Here is a 22,797-nt window from a genome sequence, read left to right as displayed (position 1 = left end):
TCTATGTTTTTACTGAATTATATTAGCTGGAACCCCGATCCTGAGATTTTCTCTATGGGACCGTTGACCGTACGTTATTACGGACTGCTTTTTGCCCTGGCTTTTTTGTCGGGCTACTACATCATTGAGCGAATGTTTAAGCGGGAAGATATTCCCGAAAAATGGCTCGACAAACTCTTCATTTATGTGGTGGTAGCCACCGTTGTCGGAGCACGTCTGGGGCATGTCTTTTTTTACGGATGGGACTATTACTCTCAGCATCCGGGAGAGATTCTTGCCATCTGGCATGGCGGTCTGGCCAGTCACGGCGGAGCCATCGGAATATTGGTAGCTATCTATTACTATTCCAAAAAAGTTTCCAAAAAACCGATGCTCTGGATTCTTGACCGTCTGGTGGTGCCGGTCGCTTTAGCTGCGGTATTTATCAGACTGGGAAACCTTATGAATTCCGAAATTGTGGGTCGGGTTACCGATGTACCCTGGGCTTTTTGGTTCCAGCGAGTTGACGGCCAGGAAATAGTTACGCTTAGGCATCCAACTCAAATATATGAAGCCCTTGCGTATCTTGGTACATTTGTCTATTTGATGTTTTTGTATTGGAAAACCAATGCAAGGCTACGTCAGGGGCTTCTCTTCGGAGTTTTTCTGATAGGTGTTTTTGCTTCACGCTTTATCATTGAATTTGTGAAAGCAGATCAGGAAACTTTTGAAGCAGGAATGGCCATAAATATGGGGCAAATATTGAGTATTCCTTTTGTGGTTGCCGGTTTGTACTATGTGCAAAAGGCCATCAAAAGAGGTCCTGTTCAGAGACAATAATCGGGAAAGGACATTAAAAACAACAATGGCGGCTGATTTTCAGTCGCCATTGTTGTTTTAGAAAATTGCCACGCCGATTCTCACCGAAAACCGGTTGTATTTTATTTTTCTCTCCAGCTCTCTGTATATCCAATGTTCCTGCACATGTCCGGATACCTGATAATGATAGCCCACAGAGAACAACAGTTTGTTTTTTCCTTTTAGTGGAATTAAATACCCCAAATGATATTGGGTAAAAAAGCCGCCCTTGGTCTCCAAAACTTCTGCGTATTCCAGGCTTGCATCTTCAAGAGGAAATGAGTGACCCAATGCGCCCTGCAGGAAAAACCCGCCATTGTCTTTTGAAGGAAAAAAATATTTGATATCAGGGCCTACGGGTAAAAGAGGTACATCAAACCATTCTACTCCGGTGGTTAATCCAACAGCCCAGTGATCACCCAATCTAAGTGCCGGTGCAATCCGAAATGAACTAATACTTCCTTTTTCATCCGCAGATGAGCCAATAAACTGACCGAAAGAGGTGAAAAGGGTATATTCTTTCTGATCTTCATTAATTGTTTTTTCTTTTTCCTGAGCCAGACTGCAAAAAGTCGATATCAGCAGCAAAATGGTAATTGTTGTTCTCATTTCTTTGGGTTTTCAGTAAAGATGGGTTTTTTCCTGTTTAGTTGCGTAGAGAAAATTATTGAAAGCAACCTTTTTCTTTTTTATGCATCTGATAAACAACAGCATTTATGAAAAATCTATTCTTATACTAAACACCCAAAAATTAAACATCATGAAAAAAGTTTCCATTCTTCTATTGTCATTGGTTCTTATCGCCGGCTTTTCTTCCTGTAGTGACCAGATTGAAGAAACCTACACGGTGAATACCCCTGAGTATCTTAGTTATGAGGATTTGCGCTCTTCTTTTGCCCTAAAAAGTGCAGAAGCCATCCGGCAACCCGGCAAGTTTTATTTTAAAGACGATTTTATCTTTATCAACGAATATCAGAAAGGAATCCATGTGGTTAACAATGCTGATCCCTCCAATCCTGAAGTTTTGTCTTTTATAGAAATACCGGGCAATGTGGATATGGCTATAAAAGGTGATAAACTCTATGCCGACAGTTACATTGATCTGCTGACCATCGATATCAGCGATATGAACAATATTATGGAGGTGGATCGGGATACCAATGTTTTTCCATACATCATCCCTGAGTATGAATTGGGGATTCTTGGAGAAATTGACCAAAGCAGAGGAGTGGTTACAGGGTATAAAGTAACCGAGAAAACCCAAGATGTATCAGATGGCGGGGAAGCGTATCGACAATTTCCCCGTTGGGAGTCTTCTTTTTTTATGATGGATGGTGCCTTGTCCAACAATGTCAGTAACACAGGAACAGGTCAGGGAGGTTCAATGGCCCGTTTTACGGTCTTTGGCGATTATTTATATGCCATCGATAAAGCCTCTTTGAATTTGTTTGATGTATCAGAACCCGCCAACCCTGAATACAACAAGCGGATTCCTGTAAGCTGGGAAATCGAAACCCTGTTCCCATACAATCAGATGCTTTTTATAGGCGCCCGTTCGGGAATGTTTGTTTATAGTTTACAGGATCCCTCCAGTCCTCAGTTTATTTCGCAATTTAGACATGCGTCAGCTTGCGATCCGGTAGTAGTGGAGGGAGATTATGCTTATGTTACCCTCAGAGGAGGAAACCTCTGTGGTGCCATCGAAAGTCAACTGGAGGTAATCGATATTTCAGTCATTGAATATCCGGAGTTATTGGAGACTTACCCGATGACAGAACCTTATGGGTTGGGGATTGAAAATGAGGTGCTATTTCTTTGTGACGGAAAAGCAGGACTCAAAATTTATTATGCCAACGATCCTTATGCCATTGATGAGAATATGATTGCTCATTACAAAGATATTGATGCCTATGACGTGATACCCCTGGGCGAAGTTTTATTGGTGATAGGAGAGGATGGATTGTACCAGTACGATTACTCATCGCTGGAGGATATTCAAAGACTGAGCTATATACCAGTTTATGATAATTAATTGTACCAACAATTATCGCCTTAGCTGCGGAACTGCAAAAGAATGGTGTCTTTTTTCTTTCGCAGTTCCGCAGCTTTTTTAAGCGGCTACGCCGTTTAAATTCACACCACAGGTGTGAAAGATTCGTTTAATTCGATTAATTCGTGGACCAAATAAACAAGAAATGGCGTAAGCCATTTTTGTCTTTCGTGACATCGTAATAAACTTTTGAGATACGCATTATTATAATAAACTTTTTTTAAAAGAGAGGAACATTTTTGGAATAAACTTGTTTTCGATACTTGCATTTGAAACAATTTCCCCGGTTTGTTTTTAAGTCTTGTATAAACTAAGTTTGCAGGTTCAAAAAAATAGATTGATGCAAACACATACACTCTTATTCTTTTTTATCATTACCATCCTGCTTCTGGATGCTGTCTGGGGCTGGATTTTGGAAGAATTAAACCGCAAAAGCTGGGCAGATAAAGTTCCTGAGCGGTTATCAGACTTCTATCCTCAGGAGAAATTTGAAAAACAGAAGCAATACCGGAAAGTGAACCATCGGTTCGGGAAGATAAGTTCTACCTTTAGTTTGGTTGTGTTGTTGATTTTTCTGTGGTTTCATGGATTTGCCCGGGTAGATGAGCTTGTGCAACAGCTGACAACGCATTGGTTGTGGCGCCCTTTGTTCTTTTTTGGGGTTGTCGGACTTGCTTCCATGCTGATAGGGATCCCGTTTTCCCTTTATGAGACTTTTGTGATAGAGGAGAAATTCGGATTTAACAAAACAACTCCCAAAACTTTTATTCTTGATCAGATAAAAGGCATTTTTATCGGGGCCATTATTGGCGGCATTTTGCTGGGGTTGATAATCTGGTTTTATGAGTTTGCCGGTCGTTGGTTCTGGCTTTATGCCTGGATAGGACTTTTGGCGTTTATGATTTTCTTCAGTAAGTTTTATACCACGCTTATTTTGCCTCTTTTCAATAAGCAGACCCCTTTGGAGGAGGGCGAACTGCGCAGTGCCATTGAAAAGATGAGTCAAAAGGCCGGTTTTACCCTGGAAAATGTATTCGTGATGGATGGCTCAAAACGTTCGACCAAAGCCAACGCATTTTTCAGTGGATTTGGGAAAAACAAACGGATTGTCCTTTTCGATACCCTTATCAGGGATTTGGAAACAGATGAGATCGTTGCCGTACTGGCCCATGAAATCGGTCACTTTCGTTTGAAGCACATTGTACGGAGTACCGTTTTGGGGGTTTTACAAACTGGCATTATGCTGTTTTTGCTAGGGTGGTTTGTCAATGAACCGGCCCTGTCAGAAGCGCTGGGGGCTTCAAAACCTGTATTTCACATTGGTCTGATTGGTTTTGGTATTTTGTACAGCCCGGTGAGCAGTTTGTCGGGTTTGGGAATGACTATTTTTTCCCGCCGCAATGAGTATCAGGCCGATGCTTTTGCCGCAAAATATGCAAGACCCGAAGCCTTGCAAACCGCCCTGAAAAAGATTTCAGCCAATGCCTTGAGTAATCCCACACCACATCCGTGGTATGTTTTCTTTAACTATTCGCATCCACCGTTGCTGCAACGCCTGGAAGCACTCGATAAGAAGGTTCGGAGATAAGGGGGGAGAGATTTCAAATTCGGGTTTTAAACGTCATTCAACTAGAGGAGCACCCTGAATCAAGAAAGGAACTTGAATAAATAGCTGCCATTAAGCGAATAAAACCGGGCAAAAAACAACCCACATTGCAGAAATATATTTTCCTGAAATGTGGGTTTTCTGTTTTTTTAAAGGCCCTGAGCCCTAAGCACCATGCTCAACGCCCTCGGTACTTACTGTACAACCTGACGAACAGCCTCGAACAACTCTTCATGCTCATTGATCTTTTGATCGTTACCATATACACAATAAATGTCCTGATTCATTACATCTGAAATCATTTGTGCGTAACCAGAAATATCCTCAGCAGTCGTGTTAAGAATAGCGTTGCGTTCCTGTTGCATCTTTTCTTTGGTCTCTTTCTTAAAATAATTATTCATGGCGATTGAGCCTCTTTGAGATGCCGTAGTGGGATTATCAATGTTGGCAATAGTTCCAATAATGTAGCGGGTCATTTCGGCACTGTCGGCTTCAAAATTCTGCAGGTATTCAGCACCTGCATCATAGTTTTCAAGAGTTTCGGTAAGATTGGGATCCCGGTAAGAAGCAAACATCAAGGTTCCTGTAGGCGAAATTTGTGCCCAACCACCATAAGCACCACCCATTACACGGATTTGGGTTTGAAGGTAATCGGTTGAAAGAATCTGGTTAAGAACTTCCATTTTTCCGTCCCATTCATACCCCAATTTCTTGAAGTCATAACCTTTTGTCACATATTGCACCAAGGAAGAAGACAGGAGTCCCTCATTCTTAGGTTCAAGGTTGAATTTCCACTGATTCAGCGACACTTCGCCCTCGGCCAATTCAGGAACAAAATTATTGAAAGCTTCCTGGTAGGTAGTGTAATTTTCTCCCGAACAAGTGATACCGGCAATAAGATTCTGCTTTTTGATGAGCAATGAGGCCACTTTTTGCAGATTGGTGATGATTTCTTCATTTCTGGTCTCAAAATTCTCAGTCAGATCAGTAACGAAGTCATAATAAGTCAGACCGTTGATCATCTCATTGAACATTCCGGAATTTTTGAAATAGGAGGTCAGTCGATTCATGGCGACTCCCACTCCGTAATTCTTGGCCTGCGATTCTACCTGTGAATGATGACGTATCAGAAGTTCTTTCAACCGTTCTGTGTCATCAAATTTTGTGTGATTTAGTATTTCATCCAATAATTCAAACAATTTGTCTGTTTTGTCCACAGTGGCTTTGGTGGTAATTCTGAGTTTGGGAATGAGATTTTCATCAGAATTATTTTCCAGGTATGTACTCAGATAAGTGTAAAAACCACCGGTATGGATGTTTAACGCATTGTCGAGTTCACCAAAATCATAGTTTTCAGTATTCATTTTACCCAGCAGCTGACTCATCAGGTTCGCATAAGGGATAAGTTCCTGTGGCAAAGGTCGCAAATCAAAAAAGAAATTGGCATAGACAATATCGTTGGTGAAGTCTTCGTAATGTAACACAGGGATGTCACTTATGCTTTTTTCAGCTACTTCATACCACTGGACATCGTTGCTGATGTCTGAGCGTGACAACATTGGAATTGTTGCAACGGCTTCGGGGGAATCTTCCGCCTGCTGATACTCTTTCAGCGCTTTGGTTTTCTCAACAAGTTTTTGCAGCTCTTCATCAGAAAGGCTGGCTTTATAGTCAGCCAACTTTGCTTTTGTCTGTTCTGACATCTTCTTTTCCAATCCGGGTTCAGGTTTGAATACCATCATCAGGGCATGCGGATTGTCGATGAAATAGTCTTGTACAATTTGCTGAAGGATACCGTTTTTGATGCCTTCTTTGACTGCGGCAAGTGGCTTTTCAAATTCAATACCGTCGTAGATGTCTTCAGCGAAAAGAAAACTGTTTTTCAATGAAAAAAGGTAGATTAACCCTTTGTAAGGACTATCTCCCTCTCTGAGCCTGAATTCCATCCGATTGACGATACCTTCAATCATCTCTTCTTCAAAACCTTTCTGAGCAACAGTGTGAAGTGTTTCAGATACCACCTCCTGGAATTTCTCCCGGTCTTCGGGATTTGCATTCTGAACAATGAACTGGAAGATATTTTGCTTACTATCATCTACATAAGCATAAATGTCTTTTCCGATGCCGGCTTCCTGAAGCGCAAGGCGCAGCGGAGCTGATTCATGGTTAACCAATGCCTCGGAGATAATATCAAGTGCCATGGTTAGTTCATGGTCGGTAGTGAGACCTGCTACATAATAGTAACCCAGAAACGTTTTGTCATTGGTGTCACTTCCTTCAGGAACACTGTAGGTCTCTTCCAGTGTCTTCTTCTCACTGAAAGGCTCTTGCAGGGGAACTTCCAGCTTTTTCTCCTGCTTTTCGTAATTGGAGAGATATTCGCTGTTCAGGAATTCCAGTTCTTTGTCCAGGTCTGCATCTCCGTATAGAAAAATAAAACTGTTGGAAGGATGGTAATAGGTTTTATGAAAATTTTTAAAATAATCATAGGTTAATTCTGGAATTGCATCGGGATATCCGCCCGAGGAAACACCATAGGTATTGTCCGGAAACAAAACTTTATAGGTGTGGTAGTCCATTTGCCGTTCGGGGTTAGAAAAAGCACCTTTCATTTCATTGTAAACAACCCCTTTATAGGTGATCTCTCCATCCACGTCATCAAGTTCGTAATGCCAGCCTTCCTGTTCGAGGATGCGTGGATCGGAGTGAAGAAGCGGATTGAATACAGCATCCATATAGACATGCATCAGGTTGAAATAATCTTTGTTATTCATACTGGCAATGGGATAAGCGGTATAATCCGGCCATGTCATGGCATTCAGAAAAGTATTCAGCGATCCTTTCCGGAGAATGTCAAATGGACTTTTGGCCGGAAAATTTTCGGAACCATTGAGAACGGAATGCTCAATAATATGAGGGGTTCCATAATCGTGCTGGGGCAGAGTTTTAAAAGAAACTGCAAATACCTTGTTGGCATCATCTGCTGCAATTTTCATCAGTCTCGCACCGCTTTTTTCGTGCTCAAAATAGAGACAATTTGCGTTGACTTCCTCAACAAAACGGTTCTCGATTAGTTTGAAGCCATAATAGACTTCTCCTTCTTTGTGGGCAGGGCCATCAGAACATGACCACATTGAAATCATCATGGTGATTGCCACCAAATAAATCATGTGTTTCATTCGTTTACGGTTTTTGATTAAAAATTTTGATCGAATTCAATTATTAAAAGTAAACAATTTTCTTATTAATTGAGAGAATTCCTTGAAAAGTCGGGTTTTTATTTCTTAGAACCTATCTTTAAAAAGATTGTTTCTCCCTTAAATTGTTATTTTCGTTTATTAAAAATATATCACGATTGCCGGGAGAAAACAATCTTAATTTTTACCTGTTGCAAGTGATTTTATAAAGTTAGATCTATGTCCAAAAAAGCCATACTGTTAGCCAATCTGGGATCTCCCGATTCGACTCAAACCTCCGATGTACGAAGATATTTAAGAGAATTCCTGATGGATGAACGGGTCATTGACATTCCCAGGGTTCCCCGATGGCTGTTGGTTAATGGAATTATAGCCCCTTTCAGAGCTCCCAAAAGCGGGGCTAAGTATAAAAGCATCTGGACAGATGAGGGATCTCCATTGATTGTGCTGACGGAAAAACTGACCCGTAAAGTACAGGAGCATTCAGGCATACCTGCTTATATGTGTATGCGTTATGGCAATCCTACACCGGATGCTGCACTTTCACAGATTGCTCAGGAGCATCCGGATGTGGAAGAAGTGGTCTTATTCCCGCTATATCCTCATTATGCCATGAGCAGCTATGAAACAGCCGTGGAACATGTCAAAAAAAGTTGGGAACAAGGCCCCTGGAAATTTCAACTAAAAGTGATTGCTCCCTATTACAATTATCCGGGGTATATAAAGGCGTTGGCTCAAAGTATCAAGTCGCACATCGAAAAGGATTATGACCATTTACTTTTCAGTTATCATGGAGTCCCTGAGCGGCATATCCTGAAAGGAGATATTACGGGAAACCATTGTCTGAAAAGTAATGATTGCTGTCAGAAAGAATCACCCGCTCATCAAAAATGTTATCGTCATCAGGTTTTTGAAACTACCCGTCTTGTTGCAGAGTACCTGCAACTGCCTGCAGAAAAGCACAGTGTGTCTTTTCAATCCCGTTTGGGCAGCGACAAATGGCTGAGTCCCGCCACCGCGGATGTGTTGGCAACTCTTCCCAGGCAAGGCATAAAGAAGCTGTTGGTCATTACGCCGGCTTTTGTGAGCGATTGTCTCGAAACGCTGGAAGAAATACAAATGGAAGGCAGGGAAACTTTTCTGGAAGCAGGCGGAGAGTCTTTTACAGCTATTCCCTGTCTCAATTTGAATGATGACTGGGTAGAAACGATCGTTGAATTGGTTCGGTAGTCTTTATCCGATAGGTAATATTGTTTTATTATCATTTTTTTTACCGGACATAAAGAATATGAGTAAAAAACTACATGAAATGACCGTTAATGAACTGGGGCAACTTTTTCCAATTGTTATTCAGGATTACAGCGAAGAATGGGGCGAATTATATGAAACGGAGAAACAATTAATTCTTGACAGGTTTGATAGCGTGGAGATTGTGCGTATTGACCATATTGGAAGTACGGCAATTCCAGGGATGAAGGCCAAACCAACAGTTGATATTCTATTACAAGTAGCCGGGCAGGTTGAAATTTCCAAAATATTATCCGTTTTTAAATCGCTCAATTATCATCTCAACCAACATCCTGATAATCCCCCTCCTCATTTAACTTTTGTAAAAGGATATTCTGAGAAGGGTTTCAAGGGACAAACCTATCATGTTCATATAAGATACAATGGCGATTGGAATGAAATGCGGTTCAGAGATTATCTGATATCACATAAAACAAGTGCACAGGAATATCAGAACCTAAAATTGAGTCTTGCAGAGAAATTCAAGCATGACAGAGAAGCTTATACTAACTGCAAGTCAGATTTCATTGAAAGAATAAACAAGTTGGCACATTAAAAGATATTAACAAAGATAATGTTGTTAGTTTAGTACGGTTTTCTTGATTTCTTTCGGTTGACCGTTTTTATTATCGGTCGGCAGCTCTGCCCATTCCCACTGATTGACTTGCGGCAGATTAGATGCTTCATCATTGTCCTTTTTGTAGAAAGATAAAATATCCTGCAACTCATTGGGATGATTTTCAATGTGGTTGGCCTCAGACGTAAGTTTTGCATCAAAAATAAACTCTTTGGCCCTTTGGATGTTAAATACTTATTATGAAATTGTTTTAATTTTTTTTGACGATTATCTGCGAAATCTCATTTTTTGCTAACCTAGTGAATTTATATTGTTTATGAGCGTATTGATAGATCAGCATTCCAAAGTTATTGTTCAGGGTTTTACAGGAAAAGAAGGAACTTTTCATGCTGAACAAATGATTGATTATGGAACCAATGTTGTTGGGGGTGTGACCCCCGGTAAAGCAGGGACAACCCATCTGGGACTTCCTGTATTTAACACAGTGGCAGATGCCGTGGCAGAAACAGAAGCCGATACTTCTGTGATTTTTGTTCCTCCTGCCTTTGCCGCCGACGCAATAATGGAGGCTGCCGATGCCGGCATAGAATTGATTGTTGCCATCAGTGAGGGAATCCCCACTTCTGATATGATCAAAGTGAAGGATTATCTTTCATCCAGAAACAGCCGGCTGATTGGTCCCAACTGTCCGGGAATCATTAGTCCCGGTAAAGCCAAAGTTGGAATTATGCCTGGCTTTATCCATAAAGAGGGGAATATTGGTGTTATCAGTCGTTCAGGAACGTTGACTTATGAGGCAGTGGATCAGCTTACAAAGCTGGGGCTGGGTCAAAGCACCTGCATTGGTATAGGTGGTGATCCGGTTATCGGGACTTCAACGCTGGATGCGGTAAAGTTGCTCATGGAAGATGACAATACAGCAGGCATTGTGATTATTGGTGAAATCGGGGGTAGCATGGAGACGGAAGCCGCCCGATGGATAAACGACCATGGAACCAAACCAGTGATTGGTTTTATTGCTGGTCAGACTGCACCAAAAGGCCGACGAATGGGCCATGCAGGTGCGATTATCGGAGGAAAAGACGATACTGCTGCAGCCAAGATGAAGGTGATGAAAGAGTGTGGTATTCACGTAGTGGAGTCACCAGCTGATCTTGGAATTACCATGAAAAAAGCCTTGAAATAAATGTTTTCCTATGGGAATCATGGATATAGTCATGATTCCCATCGCTTTATTAAGCTTTGGAAAAACGATTGGTACTTTTTCGCAGCTCTTCAGCTTTAATTTTCAAATCTTTCAGATATTGCGTCATTTCATCCGATTCACGGGCCGTGCTTTGAATAGAGTCATTGAGCTGATCGATGGCAGAAGAAATTTGTTGCACTGCACTACTTTGTTCCTGACTGTTCATTACAATTTCACTCACCAGGTCAGCCGTTTTCTTTATCTCCGGAATTAAAGAATCCAGTTTTTGAGAGACCTCTTCTACCGAATATTTACTTTGCCCGACAAGCTGTTCCATTATTTCAGAGGTATTGCGACTTTGCTCAGCAAGTTTTCTTACTTCTCCTGCCACTACTGAAAAGCCTTTCCCTGATTCTCCGGCTCTGGCAGCTTCTACGGCTGCATTCAGGGCTAGTATGTTTGTTTGAAAGGCGATATCCCGAATCATCATGATTTTCTCATTTAAATCAATGATGCTCTTTTCTGCTTTTGAGAATGCCTCTGCACTGTTGGTTAATTCTGTATTTGAATGTGTACTGATCTTGCCTGTGGTACTCGCATGCTCACTATTGGAACGTGTGCTGATCAAAATTTCATTCATAGAAGTACTAATCTCTTCCATTGATGATGCCTGAAGATTTGTTCTTTCGGTCAGATGAACCAGATGATTGTTAATGTGTTCTGCTGCTTCATCTACAGTTTCAGCATTATTGTTAATTGAGCTAATGATCTCTTTGATACTGAGGGCCATGCTCTTGAGTCCCCTGACCATTTCCCCCATCTCATCGTTTCTTTCAATGTCCAGGTTGGCGTCCAAATCTCCTTCTTCAATCTTCCGGGCAAACGTTGCAATTTTTCCAATCGGTGAGACAATGTTAAAAACCATATTTAAAAGCAGAAAAGTAATGATAGCGAGTCCTGCTATTCCGATGATTGCCGTTGTAATAAGGCTTTTCTGGCCCTCCCGGACAATTGTGCTGCGTGGAGTAATAACAGCCAATCCCCAGTCCTTTTGCCATTGCGTGGGATGTACCGAGGATACTGTGTAATAGTTTGTGTTGGAGTTGATTTCTATCTCTGCTTCAATGGTTTGATTTTCAAGAAGAACTGAGGCATCCATAATGCGGAAAAGTTCAGGAACAGCTTCTTTTAGGAGTTTTCCCTGAATCTTTTTATCAGAAGATGCGATAATCCTTCCATCACCACTAAAAAGCAGAATGTCCTCCTCTGTATTACTGGTGAATTCTTCTGTCAATGCCTGGAAAAAAGATAGATCCAGATCTATGCCCATCAATCCCTGAAACTGTCCGTTTTTTTGAATCGGAACACAAATACTTGCAGCCAGAATGGAGTCTGAGTAATTGCCTTCATAATCTTCGTAATAGGGATTTGTTATCATTTCTCTATTGGACTGGTGAATCTGCTGATAAAGGCCTCCAGGGACTTCTCCATTCAAATCAAGCGTATCCTGCATAATGAAAGTGGAGGGCTTGGTGACTACATTGACCCTTACTCTTCCATATTTTTCTTTCCATGTATTATCGAGGGTATGCATTTGCCAGCTAAACCAGACACTTAAATAGCCAGCTTTTTCTTTCGCCAATTTTACCGATATGTCCCGGCTTTTTTCAATTTTTCTTTCAGGAGGCATCTCAGTCATGGTTTCTAATACTGAAGCTGTTGTTCTTGTGCCAATTAAATCTTGTTGAATTCTTGAAGTTATTAAAGCGGCAAACTCCTCACTACGGATTTTGGCATTCTTTTTTGTTTGGGAAATGTTCTCGTTGTAGTGATTGAATGATAAATAAAGAATGGAAGAGATGTAAATCAAAAACAATGGAACTAGGATTGTACTGATTACTTTGTTTTTTAGGTTTTTGGTCTTTTTCATGGGTGGTTTTTGAGTTTAAGTGGCTTCGGTTGCGATTTTGAAATATGGTGGAATAGAAAATATTTTGATTTTAGAAAGTGGGCTTAAAGTGTGCTTTTAAATTTTAACCCTGATGTGTTTAGGGTAAATGCAATTTTATATAAAAAAATCGAAATAACAGGTGTTTTTTGCAAAGGGGAACGTGAGAAATATTGCTATATTTTTAAATGTTAACTTTTAAACGCATTTGGTTAAAGGGTTGTGGATATTTTCGGGTTTTCCTAAAAATGTCTATTTTTTTAAAATAACCAGGAAAAAATTTCTTAATATGGCATATATTGCTTCGTAATAAGGTATCTAATGAATCTTCGAGGTTAGTTGTTTAAATATCATGAAAATTCAACTTAATAATCACTGTTTTTGAACACCTGTATTTTTACTTTTGTTAAAATAATAGATGAATAAGCCCTCTTGCCATCAATGGCCTGAGAAAAATTTTTAAATAAACCTATGAGGGAACAACAACTGGAGAAAGCAGCCAACGCTATCCGTAAATCAAAATATACCATTGCATTTACAGGAGCAGGCATATCAGTAGAAAGCGGTATTCCTCCTTTCCGTGGAGAAAATGGAATCTGGGCGAAATATGATTCTCAGGTACTGGATCTCGACTTTTTTCATGAGAATCCGGAGGAATCGTGGAAAGTGATCAGGGAAATATTTTACGATTACTTTGGTGTTGCCCGGCCCAATGATGCACATAAAGTTTTGGGGAGAATGGAACAAAAAGGATTATTAAAATGTGTCATCACCCAGAATATTGACAATTTACATCAGGAAGGAGGTAGTTCTGTTGTTTATGAGTTTCATGGTAATTCTCAGCGAATGGTTTGTACTCAATGCGGTCATTATTATCCCTCCAAAGAAGTGGATTTTCAGAAATTACCGGTTACCTGTCCTGAATGCCGCGGACTTGTAAAACCGGATTTTACTTTCTTCGGAGAGTCCATTCCCACGGAAGCATATTCCGGAAGTCTGGAAGCTGCCCGCAAAGCTGATGTGTGCATGATTATTGGCAGTTTGGGTGAAGTAATGCCTGCAGCAATGGTTCCATGGGAAGCTAAACGAAACGGGGCCACCATTATTGAAATTAATCCCAAACCTACCAATTTTACCGGCCCCCTTACAGATATTCATCTGGTGGCAAAGGCCTCTGAAGCGTTGTTGGCACTTGAAAAAAGATTGTAATTCATATTTTTTGTTATGCTAGAAATTTTCTCGAAGAATACCGAACCTGAATCGCTGTGGGTTCCGATTCTTGTCTCAGCCATCGTGTTAATCGCTGTTTGGGTGGTTGGGGTATGGATAACGCGTACCCTGAAGCGCGTAATGCGACGCCAGATGAAAACAGGCATTGACAATGTGTTTAATCTGGTGAAGACGCCCCTGAAACTATTGTTGGTAAGTATTGCTGTAAGTGTGTTAAATTACTATTTCCAGGATTATTGGAATATGGAAACCAATCAGTTGGTATTTCTTTTATTGGTGTTTATTATTACCTGGTTGGGAATTGCAATCATCAAGAGCATTAAGCATTTTGTGCTGGCAGGGTATGATATGGAAAATGAAAACAACCTGAAAGCCCGGAAAATGCACACCCAAATGCGCGTTTTTGAAAGAATTATGATTGTACTGATCGTTTTTATTTCCCTGGCCGTAGCCTTGCTTAGTTTCGAGAAAATCCGGGAAATAGGACTCAGCTTGTTAGCCTCAGCAGGTATTGCCGGGTTGATTCTTGGTTTCGCAGCTCAAAAGAGTTTGTCCCTGCTACTGGCCGGTTTTCAGATTGCCATTACGCAGCCCATAAGGCTCGAAGATGCTGTAATTGTTGAAGGTGAGTGGGGCTGGATAGAAGAAATTACCCTTACTTATGTAGTCGTCAGGATATGGGATAAACGACGTCTGGTGGTACCTATCAATTATTTCATAGAGAAGCCCTTTCAGAATTGGACAAGACATTCGGCTGAGATTATGGGAACGGTTTTTATTTATGTGGATTATGGTTTTCCGGTTGAAAAGATGCGTGAGGAGATGACCCGGATTCTTCCCCGCATTCCTGAGTGGGATGGCAATGTAAATGTATTACAGGTTACCAGCTGCACTGAGAAAACCATGGAGCTGAGAGCCCTGGTAAGCGCCTCCAATTCGCCCAGAGCCTGGGATTTGCGGGTTCGGCTGAGAGAAGAACTGATTGCCTTTATGCAAAGGGAATATCCGCAATATCTGCCCAAAGCCAGAGTTACACTTGAGAATAAAGATGAAAACAGCTGATAAACAGCATTAATGGCGCTCTGCAGCTGTTAAAATAGCCTTAAATCCTCCTTTAATTACAAAAGTTTTAACATCTTTACAGTCCGAAAAAATTTAAGTTTGTTTTTCTAGCCTGACGAATCAGTTATTCAGGTTAAATTTAGAATCAGAAACTTAACCAGATTTGAAATGAAACGAGCATGGCAAAAGATGCCACAAAAGACAATGTATAAATCTCTTACATGCGAGTTCCATCAGACCAATAACTTAGATAAATTTTATACTGATGAAATTACTAGAAGGAAAAACTGCAATTGTAACCGGCGCTGCCCGGGGAATAGGTAAGGCCATCGCTCTTCGATTTGCCGCTGAAGGATGCAATGTTGCGTTTACCGATTTGGAATACAACGAAGCTGCTCAGGCTACTGAGAAAGAAATTGAGGCAATGGGCGTCAAAGCAAAAGGATATGCTTCCAATGCTGCTAAATTTGAGGAGACTCAACAGGTGGTTGACGAAATTGTAAAGGACTTCGGACAGGTGGATATTCTGGTCAACAATGCCGGTATTACAAAGGATACGCTGCTGATGAGAATGACCGAAGATCAGTGGGATGCTGTTATTACGGTAAACCTGAAATCTGCCTTTAACTTTACAAAGGCTGTTCAGAAAACCATGCTTAAGCAACGTTCCGGCTCTATTATTAATATGAGTTCGGTTGTAGGGGTATCCGGAAATGCAGGACAGTCTAATTACAGTGCCTCTAAAGCCGGGTTGATTGGGTTTACCAAATCTATTGCAAAGGAACTTGGATCACGGGGAATTCGCAGCAATGCCATTGCTCCGGGATTTATCATCACTGAAATGACAGGTGCACTGCCTGATGATGTTAGAAAAGCTTGGGAAAACCAAATTCCATTGAAACGTGGAGGAACTCCCGAAGATGTGGCTAATACATGTGTATATCTGGGTTCTGACCTCTCTTCTTATGTATCAGGACAGGTAATCAATGTTTGTGGTGGAATGAATACCTGATTTATTTCTCCGTCATAAAATTTAAAAGGTGCTTTCAAACTGAAGGTGCCTTTTATTGTTTAACTTAGAAATGGAAAAACTTAACGATATGCAAAATTTCAATTATCACGTCCCTACAAAAATATTATTTGGGAAAGAGAAAGTAACCGAAACAGCCAAAGAGATCAAAGCTTATGGATCAAGAGTTTTACTGACTTACGGAGGGGGTTCTGTGAAACGAATCGGCTTGTATGATCAGGTGGTAAAACAACTGAAGGAAAATGATCTGTTTTTCGTTGAATTACCAGGTATTCAACCTAATCCCCGTGTAACCTCTGTTCGGGAAGGAGTAAAACTTTGCCGCGAGAACAATATTGACTTTATTCTGGCGATTGGAGGTGGGAGTGTCATCGACGCCTCCAAGGCAATTGCTGCAGCAGTTAGTTATGATGGAGATGCCTGGGATTTTCCCATGCAAAAAGCCCGTGTTGAAAATCCCCTGCCACTAGGGACCGTTCTTACGCTGGCTGCAACCGGTTCAGAAATGAATGGAAACGCTGTAATTACCAATGAAGAGACACAGGAAAAACGAGGGATGGGAAGTCCGCTGTTAATTCCAAAATTTTCAGTGTTGGATCCCACGTATACGTTTTCGGTGAATAAGTACCACACAGCCGCAGGTACTGTGGACATCATGAGCCATATCTTTGAGAATTATTTTGCTCCGGGTGAGGGAACTTTTGTGCAGGATACGATTGCCGAGTCCATCTTGAAAACTTGTATCAAATACGGGCCAATAGCTCTTGAAGAACCCGAAAATTATGAAGCACGTGCCAATTTGCTGTGGGCAGGTAGTCTCGCATTGAATGGTCTGACATTAACCGGAAAAAAGACGGGCGATTGGGCCACTCATGGCATTGAACACGAAGTAAGTGCTATTTATGATCTTACACACGGTGCCGGACTGGCCATTATTCATCCTATTTGGATGCAGTATGTGCTGAATGAAGAAACCGCGCCTAAGTTTGCTCAAATGGCACGAAATGTGTGGGACGTAGAAGAAGTGGATGATATGAAAGCCGCAGAAAAGGGAATCAATGCAGTTCGTGCGTTTTTCAATTCCTTAGGAATGCCCGCAACCCTCACGGATGCACAAATTCCGGGTGATCATTTCGACGATATGGGTAAAAAAGCTTGTATATTTGGTAAAATTGGCTCTTTCAGACGATTGAATGCTGATGATGTGGTTGCCATTCTAAACAGAGCTTTGTAATACTTCTATTATTATGAACCGAATCAAAAAATGGATTTTACCCGGTTTGATATTTTTATTGCCGGGCTGTATTTCTTATTCAACCATTGAGCTGGATGTGCTTAAGCCTGCCAAGGTGGCCATACCAGTTGAGATAGCCTCGGTGGTAGTAGTGGACAATGCTTATCCTTTTAGACCTGAAGACAAAGGAATTCACAAAATTAAGGTCCCAAAAATGGAATATACAATCGATTCTATTTTTGTGGAAGATTTTGGAATGCAGATCAACCAATCACTTGTTGAATCGTTACAGTCAAAGGCTTTTTTTGATTCGGTTTATATAGTAAATCATCCGTTGAATTCTCCGGAGAAAGGAGAGCCGATGGCACAGCTTTCTCCCTTTGTTGTGGACTCTCTTTGTGCAAAATTCAATGCGCAGGCTGTAATTGAACTTGGTCATTATGAATATGGCACGGTTATCAATGTGATTGATGTTGAAGGTCAGTACTATGCTACCTTAGATGCAAGGACTACTGCTTATTGGAAAATCCACAATAATCTTTCCAACGACATTCTTGACGTGCATTTGCAGAGGGATACAATCTTTTGGGATGGGGCAGGACTTACTTTGGGAAATTCTGTTGAAAATCTTCCAACCATACGAAATGCTTTGAATGAAGCTGCTCTTTACTCAGGTGCCCAATATTCAGAGTATATTTCTCCTACCTGGCAAAGTGAAACCCGGTACTTCTTTAAAAAAGGACATCCGTTGTTTTATGATGCTCAGACCTATGTTAATCGTGGTGACTGGGAAGAGGCCGGAAGAATCTGGTATTTTATTTATGAAAACGGAAAGAAGAAACAAAAAGCCCGGGCTGCATACAATCTGGCTTTGTCGCAGGAAATAATAGGAAATTTTTTGGAAGCCACATCCTGGGCATACAGAGCTTTGGAGGGTTTTCAGGAAGATGGCGGACTTGGCATGAACGGTTATGAGCAGAAGATGGCAAAAGATTACTATATTGAGCTTTCAACAAGACTTCAGGAAAAGAAGAAGCTTGACAAACAATATGGAATCTATGAATAAGCGTTTTATCGGAATATTGATTTTATTGCTCATCTTTGTCTCAGTTCCTTTGGTGCCTCAGAATTTGATGACCAGGCTTCCAATTCATTCTTCTTATTCAATTCTTGTAAGAAATTTAAAAACTGGTGAAACGCTAGTCTCGCAGAATGCCGAAAAGGCAATGATTTCTGCCAGTCTGATGAAACTGGTAACCACAGCAACCGCACTTGAGCAGTTTGGGCCGGATTTTCAATATTCGACACGTTTTTTTATTTCGGGACCTGTCCAAAACGGAATTCTTCAAGGTAATTTAATCATTGAAGGTTCAGGTGATCCCACTCTTGGATCTAAATATTTTAAGGATAGGAGTCCGGATGATGTGCTTCAACAAATAGAAAATTTTTTTAAAAAAGAGGGTATTGATGGTATCTCAGGGAAGATCTTCTTGGATGATGTTTGTTTTGACCCGTTCAGATTTCCATCAAAACGGCTTTGGGAAGATATGGGGAATTATTACGGGGCACCTCCATCAGGTCTTTCATGGCGGGATAATACTTTTGAATTGGTGCTGCAATCTCCGGCTCAGGTGGGAGAAATCTGTGAAGTCATTGCCGTGAGTCCTCCTCAAAACAATATTTCATTCAAAAGCTACGTAAGATCCGCGTCACACAATAAAGACAGTGCTTATATTTACGGGGTTCCGGGTCAAAAAGAGTGGCAAATCAGAGGTTCCATTCCTGCCGGTCGTAAATCATTTACTGTAAAAGGTGCTCTTCCAAACCCCGGAATGACATTTGGCTATGAAGTTCTGGAACTTTTGGGACATAATAATCGCATCCCGATTGAATCAATTAAACAGGATAATTGGAGAACTAACAGCAGAATAATTGGAGTGATAAACTCTCCCTCCTTGTCAGAAATAATTAAAAAAACCAACCAAAAAAGTATTAATCTCTTTGCCGATCACCTGCTCCTTTCCATTGGTCTTGAAAGAGATGATTCTCTCACTTCGGTTTGGGACAGAGGTTTGTTGGAGATAGACCAGCTCTGGAGAGATAAAACCGGAAATGCTTATCTTTCAATTAAGGATGGCAGCGGGCTATCCCCGATTAATAAGATGTCATCCTCCTTTTTGGTTGGGATGTTGGAGTATATTTATCAGAAAAGCCGGCAATACCCCTGTTTTATGGAATCCTTATCCAGGAATGGTTGCTCCGGCACATTGAAATATATGTGGCGAAATCCACTGTTGCATGGTAAAATCTATGGCAAGAGTGGTTCCATGGAAGATATTCTCGGCTATGCCGGATATTATTTTCCCAATGATGCCGAAGCCTTTGCTTTTTCCATAATTCTTAACCATCACGGTCTCGAAACCAATGAAGCAAAAGATGTGGTGGAACAGTACATGAACGATTTGTTCCTGAATCTTTAAGGTAATTAGTTTGAGAATAATTATCTGCTGAATAAATCTTTTGAACAACATGGCTGGCTTTATAGGGGCTGACTTTGGCAGGAAATTCAGGGTTTAAGGGATGATATATCTTTGGGAAAATGATTAGCACACTTTTGGTTTGGGACAAATTGTGGTTATGAATTGTTAAAATTCCGATTTATGATAGTAGCCTTATTGCAACCCGATTTACACTGGGAGAATATTGACAGAAATCTCAGAATGTTTGAAACCCTTTTTGAGAAACTGGAAAGTGACCTCTCACTGGTCGTTTTGCCGGAGATGTTTTCAACCGGGTTCACAATGAATCCGGAAAAATTTTCTGTTTCTGCTTTAAAAGAGATTCCCCGGTGGATGCAAATGATGTCGGAGAAATTTCAATTTGCCATTGCAGGAAGCTCAATTGCTCAGGGAGATAACGGATTTTACAACCGATTTTATTTTGCTTCTCCTGCAAGGGATGTGGAATTTTACAACAAGCGCCATTTATTTAGGATGAGCGAGGAACAGAACCATTACCTCCCTGGACGGGAAAGGAGAATATTTCCTTTGGGCAAATGGCATATTATGCCTCAGGTTTGTTATGATCTTCGGTTTCCTGTGTGGAGTCGTAGCCAGAATGATTATGATATCCTGATTTATGTGGCCAACTGGCCCGCCGTGAGACAGGATGTCTGGAATACACTTTTGAAAGCAAGAGCTATTGAGAATCAATGTTATGTTTTGGGTGTGAACAGAACAGGAAAGGCACCGGGGATTGAATATCAGGGGGGCTCAGTGGTGTTTTCTCCTAAAGGAGATATTGTTTCAAGGGTTTCACCAATGAATGCGAACATTCTTTATGCAGACCTGGACAGAGAAAAATTAAACGCTTTCAGAGAAAAATTTCCTGTATGGAAAGATCGGGATTTTTTTGAGATTGATGACTGAATTTGAAAAGTGAGTTTTCTGCTTGTAAATAGTAACAAATTGTTCCAAAATTCCGTTATTGTTTGAATAACTAACTGATTTAGGAATGAGTCAGGTTAGATAGACAGCTATTACTAAAAAAGAGAGTATCACAGTTGATTTATGGACAACTTGTATCAGGAAATATTTGATAAATTACCGGTTGCATCAGTGTGCCATAAGGTTATAACTGATGAGGATGATCAGGTTTTGAAATTTGATAAAACTGATGCCAACAAGGAATTTAGGCGTCTGTATCCGGATTTATCAGATTTTCTCCAAAAAAATCAGTCCAAATCAGAAAAATCTGATTTCTTTTCATTTTTGGCTGAGTTATGGCAAAAACAGGAGGATGGGGTTCGTACGTTTATTGATCAACAAAGAAATTTGAAGTTTGAAAGTAAAATTCTTAATGATTCTATAATAATCACTACGGTAACGTCTTTGGGGGGCAGAGAATCAGTTCATCCAAATAAAGAAGAAAAAACTTTTGAAGGGAACTTTGCGTCTCCCGGAAGTGAAGTTGATTTCAGAATATTTTCAGAAGCACTGAAACATAGCCCTGTTTCTGTTATGATTACAGATGATGATGGGACTATTGAGTATGTGAATGATGTCTTTACAGATCTTTCGGGTTATACCGCTGATGAAGTGATTGGTAAAAAGCCCGGATTACTCAAATCCGGTCTGGTTCCACCTGATGATTATGTAAAGTTATGGAAAACTATTAAAACGGGGGCTGTTTGGAAAGGGGAGTTTATTAATAAAAGGAGTAATGGGGAATTATTTTTTGAAAAAGCATCTATTGTTCCGGTTTTTGATCCTGAAGGAATAAACACTCATTTTATTGCGGTAAAAGAAGATATTACGGAGAAAAAGAAGTGCGATCAGGAACTTATTGACATCAGGCAGAAAGCCAGGGAAAGTGAAGTGCTAAAAGCTGCATTTTTGCAAAACATGTCCCATGAAATTCGGACGCCCATGAATGCCATTCTCGGTTTTTCCGAGTTGGCAAAGATGTCGGATACGCCTGATGATAAGCGTAATTCATATCTTCAGATTGTCATAGAGTCCACCCACCGGTTGTTAGGGATTGTGGATGATATAATGGATATCAGTAAAATGGAAACGAATAATGTGGTTTTGAAAAAAAGCCCGATTCGTTTACCCGGATTTCTGATGTCTCTGTATAAATCATTTGCTGACGCTACAGGAAGCCGGGTTAAAATGAATAAACCCGTGATTGAACCCGAATTTGAGAATGCAACCGTTTATCTTGACTCTGCGCGGTTGAGACAGGTGATGGAAAATCTTTTGTCTAATGCCGTTAAATTTACAAAAGAGGGAAACATTCATTTTGGCTGTTTAAAAAATAATGATAATATCAGGTTTTATGTTGAAGATTCTGGAGTAGGAATTGCTCCTGAAATGCAGAGCCTTATTTTTCAACCATTTTATCAAACCGATAGTGGAGCAACAAGAGCCTTTGGTGGTAACGGGCTTGGGCTGACTATTGCTTCAAGAATTATCGATAAAATGGGGAGCCGTATAATGGTTGATTCTAGCCCGGGGAAGGGTTCTGTTTTTTATTTTGACCTATGGATGAGAAAAGATGATTCATCCGATTCATCTGAAAAAAAATATATTGGTGGAAGTTTCTCAACTGCAAATCAATACAGTTTGCTAATTGCAGGAGTCGATGAAATGGAGTTTATTCTTACCCGTGAAATTATTTTTCGGGAGTTCGGTGATAATATGCGTATTTTTAGAGCATCCACAGCTGTTCAGACAATTAAAACCTGTCGTGAGCATGGCAATATTGACTTAATTCTTCTGGATTTGAATTTACGTGATAATGAAGGAGAAAGGATAGGAAGACAGCTTAAAAGCATGAATCCGAATGTTGTCATTCTTGGACTTACAAACCACACAGAACAAGAAAAAAATATAAAAATTGCAGAAAACGGACTACGTGATGTTGTAAGTAAACCAATTTCCCGTGAAAAACTGGTCAATTGTATTAATAAATCCCTGGATATTAATCATTGACGCTTTTTGGTTCTGGTTTCGCCTGATATTTTCTTTTTGTTGGTTGATTAGTACTTAA

At 40.6% G+C, this 22,797-nt stretch carries 17 protein-coding genes; 14 read left to right on the top strand and 3 right to left on the bottom strand.

Annotation, left to right across the window (positions count from 1 at the left end; genetic code table 11):
- The first annotated feature begins 3 nt into the window (after positions 1-3).
- Positions 4-819 (top strand): prolipoprotein diacylglyceryl transferase, encoded by an 816-nt coding sequence (lgt, locus tag W7W_RS0109955; RefSeq protein ID WP_010663624.1) that lies wholly within the window; start codon positions 4-6, stop codon positions 817-819.
- Between the two features lie 57 nt (positions 820-876).
- On the opposite strand, the gene W7W_RS0109950 is transcribed toward lgt, so the two are convergent.
- Positions 877-1,446 (bottom strand): hypothetical protein, encoded by a 570-nt coding sequence (locus tag W7W_RS0109950; protein WP_010663623.1) that lies wholly within the window; start codon positions 1,444-1,446, stop codon positions 877-879.
- Positions 1,447-1,597: 151 nt separating this feature from the next.
- Between W7W_RS0109950 and W7W_RS0109945 the strand changes: the two genes are divergently transcribed.
- Both W7W_RS0109945 and W7W_RS0109940 read left to right on the top strand, forming a co-directional pair.
- Complete coding sequence (locus W7W_RS0109945; RefSeq protein WP_029510550.1) at positions 1,598-2,869, top strand: LVIVD repeat-containing protein; 1,272 nt, start codon at positions 1,598-1,600, stop codon at positions 2,867-2,869.
- Between the two features lie 358 nt (positions 2,870-3,227).
- Positions 3,228-4,475: a M48 family metallopeptidase gene (locus tag W7W_RS0109940; protein ID WP_010663621.1), complete on the top strand. Its 1,248-nt coding sequence runs from the start codon at positions 3,228-3,230 to the stop codon at positions 4,473-4,475.
- 212 nt (positions 4,476-4,687) lie between these two features.
- On the opposite strand, the gene W7W_RS0109935 is transcribed toward W7W_RS0109940, so the two are convergent.
- Positions 4,688-7,672, bottom strand: a complete 2,985-nt coding sequence (locus tag W7W_RS0109935; protein ID WP_010663620.1) for an insulinase family protein — start codon at positions 7,670-7,672, stop codon at positions 4,688-4,690.
- A 237-nt stretch (positions 7,673-7,909) separates the two neighbouring features.
- Here W7W_RS0109935 and hemH point away from each other — a divergent pair, with 237 nt between their 5' ends.
- The 3 genes from hemH (at position 7,910) to sucD (ending at position 10,740) form a co-directional block, all read left to right on the top strand.
- Positions 7,910-8,920, top strand: a complete 1,011-nt coding sequence (gene hemH, locus W7W_RS0109930; protein ID WP_010663619.1) for a ferrochelatase — start codon at positions 7,910-7,912, stop codon at positions 8,918-8,920.
- A gap of 58 nt (positions 8,921-8,978) precedes the next feature.
- Positions 8,979-9,533 carry a GrpB family protein gene (locus W7W_RS0109925; protein ID WP_025007298.1) on the top strand — a complete coding sequence of 185 codons (555 nt, stop codon included), beginning with the start codon at positions 8,979-8,981 and terminating at the stop codon, positions 9,531-9,533.
- 337 nt (positions 9,534-9,870) lie between these two features.
- Entirely contained in the window at positions 9,871-10,740 is an 870-nt protein-coding gene (gene sucD / locus W7W_RS0109910; RefSeq protein ID WP_010663617.1) for a succinate--CoA ligase subunit alpha, read from the top strand.
- 49 nt (positions 10,741-10,789) lie between these two features.
- On the opposite strand, the gene W7W_RS22875 is transcribed toward sucD, so the two are convergent.
- Positions 10,790-12,670: a methyl-accepting chemotaxis protein gene (locus W7W_RS22875; protein WP_010663616.1), complete on the bottom strand. Its 1,881-nt coding sequence runs from the start codon at positions 12,668-12,670 to the stop codon at positions 10,790-10,792.
- Between the two features lie 489 nt (positions 12,671-13,159).
- Here W7W_RS22875 and W7W_RS0109900 point away from each other — a divergent pair, with 489 nt between their 5' ends.
- The 8 genes from W7W_RS0109900 (at position 13,160) to W7W_RS0109865 (ending at position 22,739) form a co-directional block, all read left to right on the top strand.
- On the top strand, positions 13,160-13,897 hold the full coding sequence (locus W7W_RS0109900) for an SIR2 family NAD-dependent protein deacylase (RefSeq protein WP_010663615.1): 738 nt from the start codon (positions 13,160-13,162) through the stop codon (positions 13,895-13,897).
- Positions 13,898-13,912: 15 nt separating this feature from the next.
- Entirely contained in the window at positions 13,913-14,980 is a 1,068-nt protein-coding gene (locus tag W7W_RS0109895; RefSeq protein WP_010663614.1) for a mechanosensitive ion channel family protein, read from the top strand.
- Positions 14,981-15,245: 265 nt separating this feature from the next.
- Positions 15,246-15,992, top strand: a complete 747-nt coding sequence (gene fabG / locus W7W_RS0109890; protein WP_010663613.1) for a 3-oxoacyl-[acyl-carrier-protein] reductase — start codon at positions 15,246-15,248, stop codon at positions 15,990-15,992.
- Between the two features lie 88 nt (positions 15,993-16,080).
- Positions 16,081-17,244, top strand: a complete 1,164-nt coding sequence (locus W7W_RS0109885) for an iron-containing alcohol dehydrogenase (RefSeq protein ID WP_010663612.1) — start codon at positions 16,081-16,083, stop codon at positions 17,242-17,244.
- A gap of 13 nt (positions 17,245-17,257) precedes the next feature.
- Positions 17,258-18,310: a DUF6340 family protein gene (locus W7W_RS0109880; RefSeq protein WP_010663611.1), complete on the top strand. Its 1,053-nt coding sequence runs from the start codon at positions 17,258-17,260 to the stop codon at positions 18,308-18,310.
- The gene (gene dacB, locus W7W_RS0109875; RefSeq protein ID WP_234409082.1) at positions 18,303-19,724 is read left to right on the top strand and encodes a D-alanyl-D-alanine carboxypeptidase/D-alanyl-D-alanine endopeptidase; all 1,422 of its coding nucleotides are present in this window, start codon (positions 18,303-18,305) and stop codon (positions 19,722-19,724) included. The genes W7W_RS0109880 and dacB overlap by 8 nt, the downstream gene beginning before the upstream one ends.
- A 180-nt stretch (positions 19,725-19,904) precedes the next feature.
- Positions 19,905-20,672 carry an amidohydrolase gene (locus W7W_RS0109870; RefSeq protein ID WP_010663609.1) on the top strand — a complete coding sequence of 256 codons (768 nt, stop codon included), beginning with the start codon at positions 19,905-19,907 and terminating at the stop codon, positions 20,670-20,672.
- Positions 20,673-20,813: 141 nt separating this feature from the next.
- Positions 20,814-22,739, top strand: coding sequence for a hybrid sensor histidine kinase/response regulator (locus W7W_RS0109865; RefSeq protein ID WP_010663608.1), 1,926 nt, complete (start codon positions 20,814-20,816; stop codon positions 22,737-22,739).
- Positions 22,740-22,797 lie beyond the last annotated feature (58 nt).

The organism is Marinilabilia salmonicolor JCM 21150 (assembly GCF_000259075.1).
Classification (GTDB): Bacteria; Bacteroidota; Bacteroidia; order Bacteroidales; family Marinilabiliaceae; genus Marinilabilia; species Marinilabilia salmonicolor.
The sequence above is the reverse complement of the archived record's forward strand: the minus strand, read 5'-3'. Positions and strand labels throughout refer to the sequence as shown.

Excerpts from the sequence above, each read along its gene's own strand:
- lgt (WP_010663624.1), top strand. The coding sequence starts at position 4 with ATGTTTTTACTGAATTATATTAGCTGGAACCCCGATCCTGAGATTTTC.
- W7W_RS0109950 (WP_010663623.1), bottom strand. The coding sequence starts at position 1,446 with ATGAGAACAACAATTACCATTTTGCTGCTGATATCGACTTTTTGCAGT.
- W7W_RS0109945 (WP_029510550.1), top strand. The coding sequence starts at position 1,598 with ATGAAAAAAGTTTCCATTCTTCTATTGTCATTGGTTCTTATCGCCGGC.
- W7W_RS0109940 (WP_010663621.1), top strand. The coding sequence starts at position 3,228 with ATGCAAACACATACACTCTTATTCTTTTTTATCATTACCATCCTGCTT.
- W7W_RS0109935 (WP_010663620.1), bottom strand. The coding sequence starts at position 7,672 with ATGAAACACATGATTTATTTGGTGGCAATCACCATGATGATTTCAATG.
- hemH (WP_010663619.1), top strand. The coding sequence starts at position 7,910 with ATGTCCAAAAAAGCCATACTGTTAGCCAATCTGGGATCTCCCGATTCG.
- W7W_RS0109925 (WP_025007298.1), top strand. The coding sequence starts at position 8,979 with ATGAGTAAAAAACTACATGAAATGACCGTTAATGAACTGGGGCAACTT.
- sucD (WP_010663617.1), top strand. The coding sequence starts at position 9,871 with ATGAGCGTATTGATAGATCAGCATTCCAAAGTTATTGTTCAGGGTTTT.
- W7W_RS22875 (WP_010663616.1), bottom strand. The coding sequence starts at position 12,670 with ATGAAAAAGACCAAAAACCTAAAAAACAAAGTAATCAGTACAATCCTA.
- W7W_RS0109900 (WP_010663615.1), top strand. The coding sequence starts at position 13,160 with ATGAGGGAACAACAACTGGAGAAAGCAGCCAACGCTATCCGTAAATCA.
- W7W_RS0109895 (WP_010663614.1), top strand. The coding sequence starts at position 13,913 with ATGCTAGAAATTTTCTCGAAGAATACCGAACCTGAATCGCTGTGGGTT.
- fabG (WP_010663613.1), top strand. The coding sequence starts at position 15,246 with ATGAAATTACTAGAAGGAAAAACTGCAATTGTAACCGGCGCTGCCCGG.
- W7W_RS0109885 (WP_010663612.1), top strand. The coding sequence starts at position 16,081 with ATGCAAAATTTCAATTATCACGTCCCTACAAAAATATTATTTGGGAAA.
- W7W_RS0109880 (WP_010663611.1), top strand. The coding sequence starts at position 17,258 with ATGAACCGAATCAAAAAATGGATTTTACCCGGTTTGATATTTTTATTG.
- dacB (WP_234409082.1), top strand. The coding sequence starts at position 18,303 with ATGAATAAGCGTTTTATCGGAATATTGATTTTATTGCTCATCTTTGTC.
- W7W_RS0109870 (WP_010663609.1), top strand. The coding sequence starts at position 19,905 with ATGATAGTAGCCTTATTGCAACCCGATTTACACTGGGAGAATATTGAC.
- W7W_RS0109865 (WP_010663608.1), top strand. The coding sequence starts at position 20,814 with ATGGACAACTTGTATCAGGAAATATTTGATAAATTACCGGTTGCATCA.